The organism is Labilibaculum manganireducens (genome assembly GCF_963665805.2).
GTDB classification, from domain to species: domain Bacteria; phylum Bacteroidota; class Bacteroidia; order Bacteroidales; family Marinifilaceae; genus Labilibaculum; species Labilibaculum manganireducens.
This window is the reverse complement of the sequence record NZ_CAXXEE010000003.1, coordinates 2,066,628-2,085,785: the sequence shown is the minus strand read 5'-3', so window position 1 is coordinate 2,085,785 and position 19,158 is coordinate 2,066,628. Positions and strand designations below refer to the sequence as shown.

Genomic DNA, 19,158 nt, shown 5'->3' with positions numbered 1-19,158 from the left:
CAAATAATAAACATATGCAGGCCAGAATTGAAAACATACAGGAGAAAAAATTGATAGGAATTCATTTATCAATGTCCTTGTCGGCCAACAAAACAGCTGCTCTTTGGCAAGCTTTTATGCCAAGGCGAAGTGAAATAAAGAACCAACTGACAAATGACTTGATTTCAATGCAGGTATATCCGTCTACTCATTTTTCGGACTTTAAGCCAACTAATCTTTTTGAAAAGTGGGCAGTAGTTGAAGTTGGGAATTTTGATAACTTACCCGCCAATATGGAAACTTTTACCCTGCCGGGCGGACTATATGCCGTTTTCAGTTACAAAGGTTCAGGCAACGATCATAGTATCTTTCAATATATTTTTGGGACATGGATTCCTGAATCAAATTATTTATTGGACAACAGGCCGCATTTTGAAATATTAGGAGAAAAATATAAAAATGCGGACCCAAATTCGGAAGAAGAAATATGGATACCGATACGAGGGAAATAAATCAGAATAACTTTACTTACACACTTTATGGGATACTGCTTGTTGTTTATTTTATGAGGCTAAAGCCTGATTTTAAAAATTTCTTGTTATCAGTTGCTTGAAAGCAACTGCAATGGATGCTCTTTGGCAAGCTTTTATGCCAAGGCGAAGTGAAATAAAGAAGAATTTATTGTTGCTGGAAAAATTTGACGTGAATTGCAAGCCTAAATATTTATTTGAATGGTACGATCAGAGAAGATTACAGGGCTAACGCCCCTTTGCATTGGTGCAGAAACTATTTATTACGATGACATCAGGGCTACGCCCCTGTTTTTATCTCTGACATGTAAATACTACGAAGATCTCGGAGCTAAGGCTCCTAAAAAAAATGGTGCGGAAACTATTTATTACGATGACATCAGGGCTAAGCCCCTGTTTTTATCTCTGGCATGCAAATCCTGCGTAGATGTTGGAGCTAAGGCTCCTAAAAAAATGGTGCGGAAACTATTTATTACGATGACATCAGCAAATCCTACGAAGATGTTGGAGCTAACGCTCCTAAAAAAAATGGTGCGAAAACTATCTGCTGCGAAGACATCAGGGCTAAGCCCCTGTTTTTATCTCTGGCATGCAAATCCTGCGTAGATGTTGGAGCTAACGCTCCTAAAAAAATTGGTGCGAAAACTATCTGCTGCGAAGACATCAGGGCTAAGCCCCTGTTTTTATCTCTGGCATGCAAATCCTGCGTAGATGTTGGAGCTAACGCTCCTAAAAAAAGGGGCGTAGCCCATGCATCTTCGTAGAAAATGAATAATTAAAAGAAAAAAGGGCGTAGCCCTGACATCTTAAAGAAACAAATATGGCAAAATACAGTTTTAGAAGCGAAGCCCATGCATCTTCGCAGAAAATGAATAATTACAAGAATAAAAGGGCGTAGTCCTGACATCTTAAAGAAACAAATATGGCAAAATACAGTTTTAGAAGCGAAGCCCATGCATCTTCGCAGAAAATGAATAATTACAAGAATAAAAGGGCGTAGTCCTGACATCTTAAAGAAACAGACATGACAAAATATAGTTTCAGGGGCGTAGCCCATGCATCTTCGTAAAAATGAATAATTACAAGAATAAAAGGGCGTAGCCCTGACATCTTAAAGAAACAAATATGGCAAATACATACACCCAATTATATACTCAATTCGTTTTTTCGGTTAAAGGGCGTGAAAACCTAATCAAAGAACGGTTCAGAGATGAATTAGAAAAAGTAATCTGCGGCATTGTTACCAACCAAAAATGTAAAACCTATGCGATCTATTGCAATCCCGATCATACACACATATTTATTGGAATGCATCCAACAATTTCCCCATCAAAATTAATGGAGCAGGTAAAATCAGGTTCTTCTAAATGGTTGAACGAAAAAAAATACATCCCCGGAAAATTTTCCTGGCAAGATGGTTTTGGAGCTTTTACCTATTCTAAATCGCATATCGATAATGTGGTAAAATATGTATTGAACCAAGCGGAACACCATAAAAAACAATCGTTTAAAGAAGAATATTTATTGTTGCTGGAAAAATTCAACGTGAATTACGATCCTAAATATTTATTTGAATGGTACGATCAGAGAAGATTACAGGGCTAACGCCCCTATTGAATTGGTGCGGAAACTATCTGCTACGAAGACATCAGGGCTACGCCCCTGTTTTTATCTCTGACATGCAAATTCTACGAAGATATTGGAGCTAACGCTCCTAAAAAAATGGTGCAGAAACTATCTGCTGCGAAAACATCAGGGCTACGCCCCTGTTTTTATCTCTGACATGCAAAATATTGCGAAGATCTCGGAGCTAAGGCTCCTAAAAAAATGGGCGTGTAACCATGATAAATGCTGAGCTTTTAATTAATGCTTTGTGTTTTTTATCCATTGCAGTTTGGCTTTAGCCAACTGTAACTAAAATATTCCATTGTTTTGCTTTAGCTTCACTTCACTCCCTCTGTAATTGCTTTTTCTTGTTATCAGTTGCTTGAAAGCAACTGCAATGGATACTGAGCTTTTCTGCTCTTATCAATTAATGCTTTGTGTTTTTTATCCATTGCAGTTTGGCTTTAGCCAACTGTAACTAAAATATTCCCATTGTTTTGCTTTAGCTTCACTTCACTCCCTCTGTAATTGCTTTTTCTTGTTATCAGTTGCTTGAAAGCAACTGCAATGGATACTGAGCTTTTCTGCTCTTATCAATTAATGCTTTGTGTTTTTTATCTGTTGCAGTTTGGCTTTAGCCAACTGTAACTAAAATATTCCCATTGTTTTGCTTTAGCTTCACTTCACTCCCAACAACAAGGCTTTGCTCTTCAATATTCCACATACATCCCGATTTTACTATCTTACATCGAAAAAATTATGCTTATATGAGCCCATCATTTTATATTTATTGCTTTAACATCAAATATCTATTCAACTAACATTAATAAAGACAATGAAAATGAATTTTAAACAAGTGGGAAAAGGATTTCTTGTTGCAGCCTTTACTACTACAATGTGTTTGCAGACAATGGCACAGGTGAATTACAAAAGCCGGGAAGAAATTCCGGAAAAGTACAAATGGAATTTCTCTGATATTTATGAAAACTGGGATGCCTGGGAAGCTGATTTTAAGGCAATTTCGGTTGACATGGAGGAAATTCTATCCTGTAAAGGAACGCTTGGCGAAAGTTCTGACAACTTGCTAAAGTTAATGACTGCACAAGAGAACCTGATGAAAAAAGCTTACAAAGTTTATCAGTTTGTTTCGTTCCAAAGCACTGTTGATACACGAAATATGGATCTGCAGGCAAAACTGCAGAAAGTTGGACTTTTGTTTGCGGATTTCGGACCTGTAACCGCCTGGATTTCGCCTGAAATGATTGCAATTCCGGAAGCTGTCATGAAACAATGGCTTGCTGAAAACAAAGGTTTAAAAGTTTACGAGTTCGAATTATTGGATATGTATCGTTTACAAAAGCATGTTTTGAGTGAAGAATTGGGAAAACTGGTATCCTATTACTCTCAGGTATCAGAAACTGCAGGATCGGTATTTGAAGCTTTATCGACCGCTGATATCGAATTTCAGGAAGTGGAACTGTCGGATGGTTCGAAAGTAACTGTAACACCGGGAATGTATTCTCAAATTACGACCAACAACAGAAATCAGGCAGACCGCAGAAAGGCTTACGAAGCAATTTACGACGTATACTACAAGAATAAAAACACCTACGCCGCTGTTTACAACGGAATTATTCAATCGGAATGGGCAAATGCACGGGCCAGAAATTACGAATCGTGTCTGGATGCTTCTCTGGAAGGCAACAACATTCCGAAAGATGTGTATTTGAACCTGATTAAAACGGTAAAAGAAAATACGGCACCTGTTCAGAAATATTACAAACTTCGTAAAAAAGTATTGGGTCTGGAAAAATACTATGGTTTCGACGGTTCAATCAGTTTGGTTGATTTCGACAAGAAATACCCATACGATGAAGCCGTTAAAGTAGTTACTGAGTCAGTTTTGCCTTTGGGAAAAGAATATCAGGAAAAATTAAAAACAGCAACTGCCAGCGGCTGGCTGGATGTTTATGAGAATCCCGGCAAACGTTCCGGAGCATTTTCGTCCGGAGTTTACGGCGTGCATCCATACATGCTGCTAAATTACGATGAAACACTTGAGTATGTTTTCACTTTGGCTCATGAGTTGGGACATACTATGCACACGACTCTATCGAACGAAACACAGCCGTTTACCACTTCGAATTATACGATATTTGTGGCTGAAGTTGCTTCTACTTTTAACGAACGCCTGTTATTGGATCATATGATGGAAACAACAAAAGATCCTAAGGAACGCATTGCTTTACTGACTCAGTCTATTGAAGGAATTATCGGTACCTTTTTTGCACAAACCATGTTTGCTGATTACGAATATCAGGTTCATACTATGGTAGAACAGGGACAACCAGTAAATGCAGAAATACTAACAAATACCTGGGGCGAAATTGCTGACCAGTATTACGGCGATGTTTCTGAAAAAACACAGTATTCTAACTATCCTTGGACAAGAATTCCTCACTTTTACAACTCTCCTTACTATGTGTACCAGTATGCAACCTGTTTTGCATCGTCGGCTAAATTGTACAAAGATGTAACCGAGGGAAGCAAAACGGAGAAACAGGAAGCCTTGAAAAGATACATCACCCTTTTACAATCGGGTGGTAACGATTTTCCAATGGAACAATTGAAAAAAGCCGGTGTTGATTTATCGAAACCGGAAGCGATGCTGGCCGTTATCAATCAATTGGACAAACTGGTTGATCAATTGGCTGCAGAGATTGAAAAGATTAAGAATTAAATCTGTTTCGAAATAAATTTACTAAGAGGGTGTCCAAAAAGTATTGTTCTATTGTCATTCTGATCCCGATGAAACGGGACGAAGAATCTACTCATTTAAAATGAGATGTTTCGACAAGCTCAACATGACAGACAATCCAGTACAAAATATTTCTTTTTGGACACCCTCTTTTTTTTTGAAACAAATACTTCTCTCTGTCAAGCTGTTTTCCTCCAATATTTTATACAATTTCCCATTCCTCAACACCGCCTTCAATTGCTCTGAAAAGCGGATGTGTCTCGATACTGGTTTCTTCTGCTAATTTTAAATATCTCTCTGCATCGCGCTGTTGCAGTTTCTTTAACAGATGATTTACTTCAAATTCTATTTGTCCGTCGGTTACAGGCAAAACTGCAGGTTCATCATACAAATCGAACTTGTCTTTATTAAACTGATAGCCACGCCTGCACGATTCTTTGTAAACAGCTTCCAGATATTGATTGATACAATGAAGCGGCTTGCCTGAATTTTTAAACCTCAGCAACTGCGGATGATTTTTATAGCCTTTTGTTTTGCCCTCCAATACATTTTTAGCAAGCAGTGTTTCTCTCCAAAGCGCAAGCAATCCTTTTGTATCCAGATATTTAGGGTGTACCGACCAGATTCTCATAATAGGGATGTTATTTGTTTGTAATTAAGAAACTGCTTGTTTTATTGTGTTTTCTACCGTCCAAACAGTTTCATTTTCAAAAGAATGAGAGCGAAATTCACAATTGGGGATGGAACAATTCCTGCACAATTCGCTGCTGCAGGCATCCGTATGAATGGTGAAATCAATTGGATAAGGATAATGTTCTGAAATCTTTTGGGTAACTGAATCCCCTTCCTTATGAGCATCAGCAATGTTCATATACCAAGGCAAGGTCAAATCACAATCAATATGATACCTGTCTCCGTATTTCAGCAATTTCAGATTGCTTACATCGATCCAGTTTTCATTCCTGTTTTCCCACAGAATTTTACAGATATCTTTCAACAAGTTAAAATCAGCCTCATCCATTAAATTCGATGTGGTCTCTTTTAGAATTTTGTACCCGGTATAGATAATGATAGAGCCAAACAGCATGGCAATGACACTATCGAGCCAAGCTGCTTTTGTCAGCCACAAAAAACCCAAACCAACAACCAATCCTATGGTAGAATAAGTATCCGATTGTAAATGTTTTCCCCCGGCAACCAAAGCAATTGAATTGTGTTTTTCCCCGGTTTTAATGCTAAAGTAACCCAATATGTAATTTAGTAATCCGGCCAGGGCAACAATCAGTATTCCAACATCCAATTGCTCTATTTCACGCGGATTGAACAAACGTTTTACTGCCTCAAAAATAATAACCAGACCTGCCAATACAATCAATATTCCTTCGATAGAGGCCGATATTGATTCAATTTTACCATGTCCAAAAGGATGATCGGAATCACGCGGTTTTAAAGCAAAACTTATGCTGTAAAGACTGATAAAACCAGTCATTACATTTACGGTACTTTCCAGGGCATCCGTTAAAATTCCGACAGAATTGGTTAAGAAGTAGGCTCCCGTTTTTGCAGCAAAAATCAGAACAGAAAAAAGTACAATTCTCCGTTGAACAACCAATTTTATTCTTTTATCATTTTTGCGCATATTTAAATTTATGGAATATATCGCATTTGTCCCATAAATAAATTGGCTTTTAGAAGGTATATACACAGTTATTTACAAATTTATACCCGGTAAAAGGTATTTCTGATTGCCACAAAGAAATAAAACCTTCGCCCAATCAGACGAAGGTTTTTGCGTAATTAGTAAATTTTATAAGGCTGCAAAAAAATCAGGCCAAATCAAAACGGTCAAGATTCATTACTTTGTTCCATGCTGCCACAAAATCTGCAACGAATTTTTCCTGAGCATCCGAACTTCCATAAACCTCGGCAAGTGCCCTAAGCTCCGAGTTCGAACCAAAAACAAGATCTGCACGGGTTGCTGTCCATTTTATTTTGCCGGTTTTTCGGTCGCGGCCATCAAATTTTTCTTTGTCCTCTGATGCCGGCATCCATGCTGTACTCATATCCAAAAGGTTTACAAAAAAATCGTTGGTGAGCACTTCCGGACGTTTTGTGAAAACACCATGTCTGGAATTGTCAAAATTTGTATTCAATACACGCATACCGCCAATCAATACAGTCATTTCAGGAGCTGTTAATGTCAGTAATTGTGCTTTGTCAATCAATAGTTCTTCCGTGGAAACTTTGTATTTTGTTTTTAAATAGTTACGGAAACCATCTGCTGCAGGCTCCAGTACTTTGAAAGATTCCAAATCGGTTTGTTCCAGGGAAGCATCCATACGTCCAGGCGTAAAAGGAACCGTTACGCTGCTGCCGGCATCTTTTGCTGCTTTCTCAACACCGGCACAGCCAGCCAGCACAATCAGGTCGGCAAGCGAAACCTTTTTTTCATTATGCTGAGCCTTGCTGAATTCCTTTTGAATCTCTTTCAGCTTTGCTAAAACCGTTGCCAATTGAGCCGGATTGTTAACAGTCCAGTCTTTTTGGGGAGCAAGGCGGATACGGCCGCCATTGGCACCTCCCCGCTTGTCGGAACCGCGAAATGTTGAAGCAGAAGCCCATGCCGCTGCAACCAATTGCGAAACAGTTAGTCCCGATTTTAATACTTTCGCTTTTAATCCGGCAATATCTTTCGTATCAATCAAAGGATGGTTGATGGCCGGAATGGGATCCTGCCAGATAAGTTCTTCTGCCGGTACTTCATTCCCTAAATAGCGCAAACGCGGCCCCATATCCCGATGTGTGAGCTTGAACCAAGCTCTGGCAAATGCATCGGCAAACTCAAGAGGATGCTCATAGAAACGTCTTGAAATTTTTTCGTAGACAGGATCGAAACGCAAAGAAAGGTCGGTAGTAAGCATGGTGGGAGCATGTTTTTTAGACGCATCGTGAGCATCAGGCATTACATCTCCTGCATTTTTAGCGACCCACTGCTTTGCTCCGGCCGGACTTATTGTTAGTTCCCAGTCGAATTTAAACAGGTTTTCGAAATAATAATAACTCCACTTTACAGGAGTTTGTGTCCATGTTACTTCCAGCCCACTGGAAATTGTATCGCCTCCTTTTCCTGTACCTAAATTACTTTTCCAACCCAAACCCTGCTCTTCAATGGCTGCAACTTCAGGTTCAGCGCCCACATGCAAAACATCTCCTGCTCCATGACATTTCCCAAATGTATGCCCTCCGGCAATCAGAGCTACGGTTTCTTCATCATTCATTGCCATCCGGGCAAAAGTATCACGTATATCTTTGGCTGCGGCGAGCGGATCTGCATTTCCGTCGGGTCCTTCCGGATTTACGTAGATTAATCCCATTTGAATGGCAGCAAGCGGATTATCTGTTTCGTCCGGATCCAGTTTCCGTTCATCATTCTCCAGCCATTCGGTTTCCGAGCCCCAATACACATCTTCTTCCGGCTCCCAAACATCTTCCCGTCCTCCGCCAAATCCAAAGGTTTTGAAACCCATCGATTCCAAAGCTGTATTCCCTGCAAGTATCATTAGGTCGGCCCATGATATTTTCTTCCCATATTTTTGTTTAACAGGCCAAAGTAATCTGCGTGCTTTATCCAGATTCACATTATCGGGCCAGCTGTTTAGGGGTGCAAAACGCTGCTGTCCGCTTCCTGCTCCTCCCCGTCCATCACCTGTACGGTAGGTGCCTGCGCTGTGCCAGGCCATGCGTACGAAAAATGGTCCGTAGTGTCCGAAATCTGCGGGCCACCAATCCTGCGAGTCAGTCATTAACTCATACAGGTCATTTTTTATTGCTTTTAAATCAAGGCTTTTAAATTCTTTGGCGTAGTTAAACTCTTCGCCCATTGGGTTCGATTTTTCAGCGTGCTGCCTAAGAATATTGAGCTTTAACTGATTTGGCCACCAATCACGATTTTTTGTGCCGCCAACACCAAAACTGTGTTTTCCGCTTGCACCGGTTACCGGACATTTACTTATATTTCCAGAATCATTTTCCATACTAATTTATTTTAAGTGAAATTTTACTACTTATTAAATGTTCCCTTTACCTGAAGGACTATATCTTCTATTTTAAAACCAGGAAGATTCTTTTTTTCAAAATAATTCTGAAGCAGCTCATCCAGTTCTTCATCAACATAGTCTTTTATCACATCCGATTCCATGCAATATAAATGATGATGACTTTTCATGACTCCATCGTAACGCATGATGTCATTTTCTGTTTTCACTTTCTTCACCAATCGATTGTCAACCAAAGCACCTAAAACTTTATATACTGTTCCTGTGGCTATGTTTGGGTGCATTTTTTTTATATAGTCAATTATATTCTCCGCAGTCGGATGATTTTTTAGATTATATATTGCTTCCAAAATTGCCATTCTTTGAGGGGTTACTTTTAAACCTCTTTCTGTCAGCTTATTTTTAATATCTTCTGAACTCATTTTACATTTTTAATATCTAAATGAGAATTATTCTCTTTTAGGAATTACTAACTTACAACTTTTTTTTCTTTTCACGAATTTTATTTTCAGGTAATTATCGATGGATTGTTCATCAAAATGAACACTGAGAAGGAAATGGCTGGTACGCGGTCATAAATAATCAATAAACGTTTCGCATAGACTTTGTTAAATTTATTGAAAGTTAATCTAAAGACTGATTCTTTGTTATCTAAACAAAAAAAGGGAGGCAAAACATATAATAATGTTCTCCTCCCTGCTGCTAAACTTATGAAAAATATTCTTCTGCTAATTGTCGATTACGCCTTACATATAAAACAGTATCATTTATTTTATCTGAGAACTGTCTATTTCGGTTCCCGATAATTTAATCTGGTAGGGCCATTGTTCCTCCTGACTATCATCATCCGATGCTCCCCATTTAAAAACAACCGGCCAATGTTCAGTAGGTGCACCACTTACAACCAACCACAAATATTCAGTATTTTCGGGCACTGTAAAAGATACTGTATCAGCTGCAGATTTAAATACATCTCCGTAAACACGACTGCCATCTTTCAGCGAAGCCAGAAATCCGTACCGCCACCCGGCTTTATCTGTTTTAACTGTGCTATAACCTTTGGCACCTGCAATTCCTTTAAAATTCAGAACCACTTTTGTTCCCATTTTAGGAACGTTCAACTTGATTCCATTGTATCCGTAATTCTGAGGACAATTTGATGCTGCAATTTGATACCATCCATTTCCTGTATCATTCAAAACGGTATAATGTTGATTGGCATATTGTTTTGCCACTTTCTCGATTCGCTTCATATCCCAAGTGATAAATTTGCGTGAAGCATCAAACATCTCATCATTAAACTGATCCTGAGTCAATGAGTTCATCCTCTTATAGGTTGCAACGGGATCTTCGCCGTTTTTGGTTGCACGGCACAAGTCTCCAAAAAACTCTTTTCCATGCTTATCCGACCAATATTCCAACACATATGGTGAATGATACATGTTTGCCGGATGGAGAAATGCATAATGTGTTCCCTTCATAAAATCTACCAAATGATAATTCTCAAAAGTCATCCATTCCGGATACACCTGCCATAACATGTACTGCGCAGACATCTCAATAATCGGTCCTGCAGGCCCCGTTCCGTTATCGGCACTGGAAATGTATTGAAAACTATGACCCATTTCGTGAGCTAATGCTCCATACGGTGCACGGTTAATTCTTGTTGCAGGAGTCCATAAAACACCCACTTTATCCTCTTCTCCACCACCAAATGCAGTTCCCTCCTTGCCTCCGAATACAAACATGAGTAACTTGTATTTATCAGACAATGATTTCCCTTTCTGCACTATCTTGAGATCATTTACATAGTAGTTGTAAAACCTTTCACATTCCTTAAGAGCTTCATTCGCATCAAAACGCTTTGTTTCATCAGCATTGGTCATCGGATTACCGCCAAATTCCTTATCCCAGAAAAGGGCTATATTTGCTGATTGTACCATTCTTTTGTAACAATATTTACTGGTATCGCAGCTGAAGTCGTTACTATCCGGCACAAAATAAATTTTTGCAGGCAGATATAATTCCTTTTCAACAGCAGTCTGTTTCGATTCCATATTGCTCTTGTTGGCACAGGATGCTGAGAATATGGCCAACAAAATGATTCCCGAAATCTTCATAAATTTTGAATGTATCATGCTTATTAATTAATTCGTTATCAATACGTTCATTTAAAAAAAAACTAACTCTACAATCGAAATACTATTTAATTCGGGCCGCAAAGCCACCTCCTTTAACCATTTTCACAGTCAGTTTCGACTGATTATTTACTGATTTTTCGATTCTTTGATAATCTTCTGCAAACCGGTTTGCATTCAAACCATCCTGCATGATAATTGCTTTTTTTGCGCCTGAAGAAAGAAATGATAAATCAAGGGTGAATTCTCTTTCGGTCTCATTATCATTCATTGCTCCAATAAACCATTGATCTCCTTTTCGACGGGCAATCACAAGATATTCTTCAACTTTTGCTTCCAAAACTTTTAGCTCATCCCATGTATTGGGTACACTGGCTAAAAAATCTGTTGATTCCTGTTCTCTTTCGTAATTGGAAGGACTGTCGGCAAGCATCTGAATTCCGCTTTCGTAGGCAATAAAAAGTGCCAGTTGATGACAACGTGTCCCCTGACTGCCCGGACGGTAAAAGTTGAATTTAAATTCTTTGGAGTTAAAATTACGCATCGCCCCCGGAGTAAAGTCCATCGGGCCGCATACCATTCTGGTAAACGGAAGTGTTAGCATGTGTTCGGGAGTTACGTTGGCTGACCATTTGCAATGTTCATTTCCCTGAACCCCTTCGTAAGAAACTACATTTGGATAGGCCCGGTGCAATCCATTGGGTTTAAAAGCTCCGTGAAAATCAACCAACAACTCATTTTGCGCAGCTTCTTTGGCCACTTTTTCATAGTAATTCACCATCCATTGATCGGCTCTGTTCATGAAATCAACCTTAATTCCTGCAATCCCCCACTCTTTGTATTTCCTGAGTACTAAAAATTGGTCCTCAATAGCTCTCCAGCTAGCCCACAAAATCAGCTTTACATTCTTTTCTTTCCCGTAACGAATTAACTCAAACAGATCCAATTTTGGATTTGGTTTCGTAATATCTGTAGTTGACACCGACCAACCTTCATCTAAAATAACGTATTCCAAACCGTTGCGACCTGCAAAATCGATAAAATACTTGTAGGTATCTGTGTTTAAACCTGCTTCAAAATCAACACCGTACAAATTGGAAGCATTCCACCAATCCCAGGCAACTCTACCTGGTTTTATCCATGAGGTATCCTCTATTTTATTCTCCGGTGCAAGCAAATAAACCAAATTTGATTCCATTAGCTGTGCATCTTTTTCTGAGATAACCATTAAACGCCATGGAAAGCTTCTCTTACCTGTTGTTTTTGCAATGTAATCGGCTCCCTTTACAATTTCACTTCCGCGATCACCAATCAATTTCGTTTCTAACGGATAAGAAGGGAAAGCTGCGCTTAGCGTATTTGCACCTGTTTTCTTTAGAAACATGTGTGGATAATCTGAAACATCCGCCTCAGTCATCAACATTTTATATCCTTTTGAATGTTCAATCAGCAACGGTAAAAAGGTGTTTTTGGAAGTTGAAAAATCATTTATTTTCACCTTTTGATAATCGGGTTCATAACTGCCTGCATATCCATCCAATGGAGAAGCCCACATTTTATAATTATCTGCAAATTCAATTTTCGCTGTTTCATTTACTTCAACATCGCCCTTGCTGTTTGTAACATAGCGGTAAGCCACACCATCATTAAAAGCGCGGAATTCGATGGTTAATTTATTTTTAAATTCCAGATTTAACTGATTGTAATTATTTCTGATACTACTTTCTTTTAAAGCAACCACAGGGGTTTCCAGCTTATCCTGATTAGTGTATGATGTTTTCTTAAGCTTTGCATTTTTGCATAAATCTATATCATTAAAAGATAAACCGATATCTGATCGTTCAACAAATATCTGATCGTTCAACGAAACAGAATAATGAATGCCATTGGAAACATCAACATTTACAATTATTTTTCCATTGGGGGACTTTAGTTTGTGTTGTGCATTAAGAAAGGTGTAGCTTCCAAGAAATAAACACAATACAATAATTAGTTTTTTCATCTGTTTATAATTTAAAGTTTTTGTCAGATGGAACTCTCAAATTACACTCATGCACATGTGTGTAATAATTTTTGCATGGTCGTTTCATCTGTTTGGATTAGTATACCCAAAGTTGCATATTTAACACATAATAACACCAATACATATGTAAAAAAAAGATGCACATATGTGCATCTTCTGTTTAATTGAATGTTTTAGTAAATTACGATTAGCCACCAACAGTGGCACTTATGCCTTTTTCGGCGAAAATGGATTGAGCTAATTGTACCATTTCATCTGAGGGAGTTGCCAATTCCTCAGCTTTGTAAGCCGACCCTAGTTTTTGATGTTTTCCCTTTGCAATATCATGATAAAGCAACAGGTTCACTTCTTTTCGTTCCCATGGGATTGACGATAGAAACGCCGCTTCATTTCTCAGAGTTTGTTCGTCAGCATTCACCCCATCGATAAAGGGGATGCGAATGATAAAATCTTTACCAATTTCTGCCAACTGCTTTATATTTTTAAGAATTTGCTCATTGGGAACTCCGGTATACTTTCGGTGCACATCAGAATCCCAGGCTTTCAAATCAACCAAAAATAATTCAGTTCGCTTGGCCACATCAAGAACAACATCCGTATTCGCAAATAATGTAGTATCCACTACCCGATGAATGTCCTTTTTACCACATTGATCGAGAAGTTCAATCAGTTTTTGAAAATGCATCAAGGGTTCTCCGCCTGAAAAAGTCACTCCACCTTGGGAATGATCAAAAAAAACGGTCTCCCTTTCAATAATTTTCATCAAATCAGCCGTACTGTATTCACGCCCCGACATTTCAATGGCCTTTGTTGGACAAACCTCAGCACACTTTCCACAAAGATTACACAATTCAACATCTGTTTCAATCCCATTTCTGGTTAAAGTCAGCGCATCATTCGGACAAACCGCTGTACATTTTACAGCTCCGATACATTTCGAAGCTGTGTACATTTTCTGCGCGTAATCCAAAATACTTTCCGGATTATGACACCAAACGCAGGACAAAGGGCAACCTTTAAAGAAAATAGTTACCCGAATGCCGGGTCCATCGTTAATAGCGTATCTTTTAATATCGAAAATCAGTCCTTTTCCCATTTAAAAAGATTTAAAACGATTCATTTTCAGTACGATCAATCACTTCCTGCTGTAAATCGGCATTCATATCATTGAAGTAATCGCTGTAACCGGCCATACGTACCAACAAATCTTTGTAATCTTCCGGACATGCCTGAGCGGCCAGCAAAGTTGCTGAATCAACAATATTAAATTGAATGTGATGACCTCCCAAAGAAAAGTAGCTTCGGATTAGCTTGCTCAGCTTATTAATGTCTTCATCCCTTTTCAGTAAACTAGGAAGAAAACGCTGATTCAATAAAGTTCCACCCGATTTGGTCTGATCAATTTTTGTCAGAGAACGAATCACTGCTGAAGGACCGTTAACATCGCTGCCATGCGAAGGTGAAGTTCCATCCGAAATGGATTTTCCGGCTAACCGCCCGTTAGGAGTTGCTCCCATCACTTTACCGAAATACACATGACAAGTAGTCGACAGCATATTCAGATGATAGATTTCTCCTTTAGTATTTGGCTTACCATCAATAGCTTCCAGCAAATCGTTGTAAACACGCACTGCAATGCTATCGGCGTATTCATCGTCATTTCCAAAAAAAGGTGTTTTATTGAGTATGGTTTGACGAAGAATTTCTTCCCCATCGAAGTTTTTAGCAACAGCTCCCAAAATTGAATCCATTGTAAAATCTTTCGACTCAAACACATGTTTTTTCAGTGTTGCCAAACTATCGGTAATGGTTCCCAAACCAGTACATTGAATATAGTTTGTGTTGTATCGTGGTCCGGCATTATAATAATCACGCCCTCTGGCAATGCAATCGTCGGTTAATACCGATAAAAGTGGTGCCGGTGCATATTTAGCAAACATACGGTCGATATAATTACTTACCCTGACTTTCTGATCAACCACAAAATTCAGCTGTTTCAAAAATGCTTCGTACAATTCTTCAAAGCTTTTAAAATCACGGGGATCACCGGTTTGAATCCCAGCCATTTTACCGGTTACGGGATTAATTCCGTTGTTTAAGGTTACCTCTAAAACTTTCGGAACATTAAGATACCCAGTTAAAACATAGGCTTCTTTCCCAAAAGCTCCTACTTCGATACAACCGCTGCAACCACCTTCGCGGGCATCTTCCAATGACTTACCTTGACGAAGCAACTCCATGACATACACATCGGGATTGAAAACAGAAGGATAACCATGTCCCTGACGAATCACCTTACAACCCTCTTTTAAAAAACGATCAGGAGTACGCGTACTAACATGAATAGAACTTCCTGGCTGCAGAATATGCAAATCTTCAATAATCTCCAGCAACAGATAAGAAACCTCACTAACACCATCGGAACCGTCTCTGCGGACTCCTCCAATATTGATGTTTGTAAAATCGTTATAGGTGCCGCTTTCACGGGCTGTAATTCCCACTTTTGGCGGTGCCGGATGATTATTTACTTTAATCCAGAAACAACTCAGTAATTCCTTTGCCTCCTCACGTGATAAGTCTCCGCTTTCTATTCCTTTATTGTAGAAAGGTTCCAGATGCTGATCAAAATGACCTGGATTCATAGCATCCCAACCATTCAACTCGGTAATGGTTCCAAGATGCATGAACCAATACATTTGGATGGCTTCGTGAAAATTCCGGGGAGCATGAGCTGGTATCCAACGACACACTTCAGCAATCTTTTTCAGTTCAGTAAGTCTTTGAGGATCTTTTTCTGTTTTAGCCTGTTCTTCGGCTAAATCGGCATGACGTTCTGCAAATACAATCGCAGCATCGCAGGAAACTGCCATGGCTTTCAGCTCTTCCAGCTTATCAGTGGCCTCATCATCGTTCATAAAATCCAAACGGTCGATGTGAGCCTGAATGTCTTTTTTAAAATCGAGCAATCCTTTTTTGTAAATCTTGCCGTCTAAAGTCGTGTGGCCGGGAGCACGCTGCTCCATAAATTCGGTAAACAAACCTGCCTCGTAAGCCGCACTCCACTCTTGGGGCACATAGTTGAAAATACGTTCGCGCATGGTTCGGCCTTCCCAGTATGGAATTACCTCACGCGCATAAGTATCAATATCTTCCTGCGATATGGTATAGCGTTGCAAATCGCGGGTATTTAATACATTTAAATCGTCAACACTATGGCAGGTCAACTCGGGAAAAGTAGGTACACATTTTGGTGATGGCCCGCGTTCCCCCACAATCAACTCACCTTCACCCAGATAAATTGTTTTCTTTTTACAAATTTCCATGAAGGTTAATGCCCGCATCATTGGAATGGAATATTTACCATTGTTTTCTTTGTAAAAAGCAGTTTCGATCAATGCTCTTTCGATATCAAGCGAAGGCTCTGTACCGACACTAATTTTGCGTAAATTCTGAATACGTTCGGTCATTCTTTCATGGGAATCCGAAGAATGTGTATTGCTGTAATTGCTTTCTGAACGAGGCGCACGCTCAGGAGTTTTATGTAGATTATTTGAATTCATTTTGTTATTAATTTTTGGGTTCAAAAACTAAAGTTGGGTACCTAATACATCTTTATCTACGAACCAATCCGCAAATAAATAAAAAGTGTAAATGTAGTGTGTGAGGAATTTACCTGTTTCATATATTGAAACAAGTAATATCGATTAAATTGTCCGATTGTAGTACATCAGGCAATTGAATAGACGACGATATGAATGTGTTAACGTTTGAAGAATAATCATTTGGTCTATTTTCTAAAATCAAAAGTAGGAATTTTTTAGTCAACTGATTCATTTCCTTCATATATTTTTTTTAAATAAGATCCTTTATCATCCAGAACACAAGTAGAAAAAAGCCGTAACATACTTTATGTCACGGCTATTACTATTATATCACAATAATCAATCACAAATCATTATGTGCAGTACAAATTTTTTCTTACATTTCCAGAATTATGAAATACATTGCAATAAATAAAAACGGGGAATTTAATTTCACTTTCTCCTGCTCCTTCCCAACCCACAATTCTTTTCAAGAAAAGCTATTTTAATTCGTTTCCTGTAACCAAGATCTAAGTATTTCCTGTTGTAATAAATTTGGCTTGCTTATTCGATTTAGTGTATATTTCTTTTCTTGTTGCGAATTAAGTTTTAGATCTAAACGTAAACCTGCATAATTCAAATAAGTATTGTATTCTAATTCTTTTGTCGTATAAATGTAATCAAAAACAGAGTTCAAGGATTTTCCGGCAATGGTTTCACAGGCTTGTTGGAACTCTGCATCTGTAAATCCTCGATTACTATTTTTATAATATTCCCAATATACTAATTTCATCACATCGTCAAGTGATTTCTTGTTTCTAGTAGAATTACGAATTGCAAAATCTAATAAAAGTCCAACAACAGGGCCTTTTTGATAATACGAAACAGACTTGTTTATTTTTTCACCTTGACCGCCAAAAGGACCATCTTCCCATGTATTATAGCTAGCTTGAGCTAAAGTTTGATAAAACCTGCCAGGATTATTCTCGACTGTATTAATATTCGCTTCTAAATCAGAAAACATAGTTTTAGTGTCCCCAAAACCAGCCCTTTTCAAAATTAAATACTCATAATATACTGTTAAACCTTCACTTACCCAAAGCTGATTCGTTCTATTTTCTTTGTCATAATTAAATGGACCTAATTCACAAGGTCTTATCCGTTTTACATTGTAATTATGAAAATATTCGTGAGCCAAAAAATTCATCATTGAATGCTCGGCTTTCTCTGAATTGAGCTTATTGCCATTAAAACTTACCACTGTATTATTTAAATGTTCAATTCCTCCTTGTCCGGGACCAATACCAATGAAAGTATAGCGATCGTAAGGAATATCACCAATGATATTAATGGCTGATTCAACTACTTTTTTTAGGTTATTCATAAACCGTATTTTATCAAAACTACCAATATCATAACCTATAAATCGATGTTCAATTCCTTTTATTTTGAAGGCTGGCAACTCCTCTAAGTTTCCAATTAATAATGGAGAATCATACAGAATGTCAAAATTAGAAGCCGCAAATTCAAATGGATGACCTTTAATTACCATCAGACCAGTTGCAATATCTTTCCATTTGCTATTCATCTCAACTTTTACCGATACGGGCAATTCTAGAAATCCATCGGCATACATGAATGAATTTTCGGGTACGATATAGGCGTGAGATTCATCAACAAAACTATTAGCAACAAATTTTTTATCTGTTTTTATATCATAACTTAAAATAATTGACTTATTCTTAATGCCCCCAATACTCCAGCTATTTTCATTACGGCTTGTTATAAAAATTTTATTGCCTTCATCATCATGGGCAGTAATATTTTTAATCGATTTTGCATAGTCCATTATTTGATAATATCCAGGCATCCATTTCGGCATTTTAAATACAACAGTATCCTGATCCCAGCCTAAAGTATGAAGCTCTACGTGATAAACATGAGATGAAGGTTCGGGTACGGAGACAATATACTCGAATACAGGTTTAACAGACTGAGCCGCAACAGGATTTGCAGCTGCTATAAGTATGGCAATACAACTAATTCTTAACCATCTTATTTTTAATCGATGCATAGAATGCTGAATGCCTAAGTTTCTGTTTCCAATATTAGAAGTTAACTTTCTGTTCTTAAAACAAGAACTCTTGTCGCGGGTATTTAAAGAAAATTTCATTGGAGTTATTTCATTCGAATTGGTAAAATATTTTTGATTTATTTTATATCGAGACATTCAATTTTACTAATCGATACTGCTCTCCATATTGATTAGTAAACAAAATAGATAATGCATCGTAAAAATATTGTTTTAGATGGAAATGATTAGGATTTCAACAAAAATAATGCTTTTATTAATATCGTTGTTGGTATTAAAATTTTTAACCAAATAATTGATAATGGTATTTGTATCTAATTATTGTTGAAAATCATTGTTCTGCAACATCAGAAGTATTTAAAAACAAATCCGGTCTGGTCTGTTACTATAATATGGT

General features: G+C 38.1%; 13 protein-coding genes. 4 read left to right on the top strand and 9 right to left on the bottom strand.

The annotated features are described in order from the left end of the window. Positions 1-14 precede the first annotated feature (14 nt). The 4 genes from ACHZAX_RS08000 (at position 15) to pepF (ending at position 4,854) form a co-directional block, all read left to right on the top strand. Positions 15-491 (top strand): GyrI-like domain-containing protein, encoded by a 477-nt coding sequence (locus ACHZAX_RS08000; RefSeq protein ID WP_320018699.1) that lies wholly within the window; start codon positions 15-17, stop codon positions 489-491. Between the two features lie 219 nt (positions 492-710). Further along, the gene (locus tag ACHZAX_RS07995) at positions 711-1,115 is read left to right on the top strand and encodes a hypothetical protein (RefSeq protein ID WP_320018698.1); all 405 of its coding nucleotides are present in this window, start codon (positions 711-713) and stop codon (positions 1,113-1,115) included. A 519-nt stretch (positions 1,116-1,634) separates the two neighbouring features. Beyond that, positions 1,635-2,114 (top strand): IS200/IS605 family transposase, encoded by a 480-nt coding sequence (tnpA, locus tag ACHZAX_RS07990; protein WP_320018697.1) that lies wholly within the window; start codon positions 1,635-1,637, stop codon positions 2,112-2,114. A gap of 841 nt (positions 2,115-2,955) precedes the next feature. Then, on the top strand, positions 2,956-4,854 hold the full coding sequence (gene pepF, locus ACHZAX_RS07985) for an oligoendopeptidase F (RefSeq protein WP_320018696.1): 1,899 nt from the start codon (positions 2,956-2,958) through the stop codon (positions 4,852-4,854). A 220-nt stretch (positions 4,855-5,074) separates the two neighbouring features. Here the strand turns inward: pepF and ACHZAX_RS07980 are convergent, their stop codons facing one another. The 9 genes from ACHZAX_RS07980 to ACHZAX_RS07940 all read right to left on the bottom strand — a co-directional run bounded on the left by ACHZAX_RS07980 (position 5,075) and on the right by ACHZAX_RS07940 (position 18,743). Beyond that, positions 5,075-5,503, bottom strand: coding sequence for a pyrimidine dimer DNA glycosylase/endonuclease V (locus ACHZAX_RS07980; RefSeq protein WP_320018695.1), 429 nt, complete (start codon positions 5,501-5,503; stop codon positions 5,075-5,077). Between the two features lie 24 nt (positions 5,504-5,527). Then, on the bottom strand, positions 5,528-6,511 hold the full coding sequence (locus ACHZAX_RS07975; protein WP_320018694.1) for a cation diffusion facilitator family transporter: 984 nt from the start codon (positions 6,509-6,511) through the stop codon (positions 5,528-5,530). A 187-nt stretch (positions 6,512-6,698) separates the two neighbouring features. Continuing rightward, entirely contained in the window at positions 6,699-8,906 is a 2,208-nt protein-coding gene (gene katG, locus ACHZAX_RS07970) for a catalase/peroxidase HPI (protein WP_320018693.1), read from the bottom strand. Positions 8,907-8,932: 26 nt separating this feature from the next. Beyond that, positions 8,933-9,349 carry a Fur family transcriptional regulator gene (locus ACHZAX_RS07965; RefSeq protein WP_101309125.1) on the bottom strand — a complete coding sequence of 139 codons (417 nt, stop codon included), beginning with the start codon at positions 9,347-9,349 and terminating at the stop codon, positions 8,933-8,935. A gap of 345 nt (positions 9,350-9,694) precedes the next feature. Beyond that, positions 9,695-11,065, bottom strand: coding sequence for a DUF6055 domain-containing protein (locus ACHZAX_RS07960; protein WP_320018692.1), 1,371 nt, complete (start codon positions 11,063-11,065; stop codon positions 9,695-9,697). A 64-nt stretch (positions 11,066-11,129) separates the two neighbouring features. Further along, positions 11,130-13,067: a glycoside hydrolase family 97 protein gene (locus ACHZAX_RS07955; RefSeq protein WP_320018691.1), complete on the bottom strand. Its 1,938-nt coding sequence runs from the start codon at positions 13,065-13,067 to the stop codon at positions 11,130-11,132. A gap of 208 nt (positions 13,068-13,275) precedes the next feature. Then, positions 13,276-14,184, bottom strand: coding sequence for a glycyl-radical enzyme activating protein (locus ACHZAX_RS07950; protein ID WP_320018690.1), 909 nt, complete (start codon positions 14,182-14,184; stop codon positions 13,276-13,278). A 10-nt stretch (positions 14,185-14,194) separates the two neighbouring features. Continuing rightward, positions 14,195-16,648, bottom strand: coding sequence for a trans-4-hydroxy-L-proline dehydratase (gene hypD, locus ACHZAX_RS07945; RefSeq protein ID WP_320018689.1), 2,454 nt, complete (start codon positions 16,646-16,648; stop codon positions 14,195-14,197). 526 nt (positions 16,649-17,174) lie between these two features. Further along, positions 17,175-18,743, bottom strand: a complete 1,569-nt coding sequence (locus tag ACHZAX_RS07940; RefSeq protein ID WP_320018688.1) for a M61 family metallopeptidase — start codon at positions 18,741-18,743, stop codon at positions 17,175-17,177. Positions 18,744-19,158 lie beyond the last annotated feature (415 nt).

Excerpts from the sequence above, each read along its gene's own strand:
- ACHZAX_RS07960 (WP_320018692.1), bottom strand. The coding sequence starts at position 11,065 with ATGATACATTCAAAATTTATGAAGATTTCGGGAATCATTTTGTTGGCC.
- pepF (WP_320018696.1), top strand. The coding sequence starts at position 2,956 with ATGAATTTTAAACAAGTGGGAAAAGGATTTCTTGTTGCAGCCTTTACT.
- ACHZAX_RS07995 (WP_320018698.1), top strand. The coding sequence starts at position 711 with ATGGTACGATCAGAGAAGATTACAGGGCTAACGCCCCTTTGCATTGGT.
- ACHZAX_RS07950 (WP_320018690.1), bottom strand. The coding sequence starts at position 14,184 with ATGGGAAAAGGACTGATTTTCGATATTAAAAGATACGCTATTAACGAT.
- ACHZAX_RS07955 (WP_320018691.1), bottom strand. The coding sequence starts at position 13,067 with ATGAAAAAACTAATTATTGTATTGTGTTTATTTCTTGGAAGCTACACC.
- ACHZAX_RS07965 (WP_101309125.1), bottom strand. The coding sequence starts at position 9,349 with ATGAGTTCAGAAGATATTAAAAATAAGCTGACAGAAAGAGGTTTAAAA.
- ACHZAX_RS07980 (WP_320018695.1), bottom strand. The coding sequence starts at position 5,503 with ATGAGAATCTGGTCGGTACACCCTAAATATCTGGATACAAAAGGATTG.
- ACHZAX_RS07940 (WP_320018688.1), bottom strand. The coding sequence starts at position 18,743 with ATGCATCGATTAAAAATAAGATGGTTAAGAATTAGTTGTATTGCCATA.
- hypD (WP_320018689.1), bottom strand. The coding sequence starts at position 16,648 with ATGAATTCAAATAATCTACATAAAACTCCTGAGCGTGCGCCTCGTTCA.
- ACHZAX_RS07975 (WP_320018694.1), bottom strand. The coding sequence starts at position 6,511 with ATGCGCAAAAATGATAAAAGAATAAAATTGGTTGTTCAACGGAGAATT.
- ACHZAX_RS08000 (WP_320018699.1), top strand. The coding sequence starts at position 15 with ATGCAGGCCAGAATTGAAAACATACAGGAGAAAAAATTGATAGGAATT.
- katG (WP_320018693.1), bottom strand. The coding sequence starts at position 8,906 with ATGGAAAATGATTCTGGAAATATAAGTAAATGTCCGGTAACCGGTGCA.
- tnpA (WP_320018697.1), top strand. The coding sequence starts at position 1,635 with ATGGCAAATACATACACCCAATTATATACTCAATTCGTTTTTTCGGTT.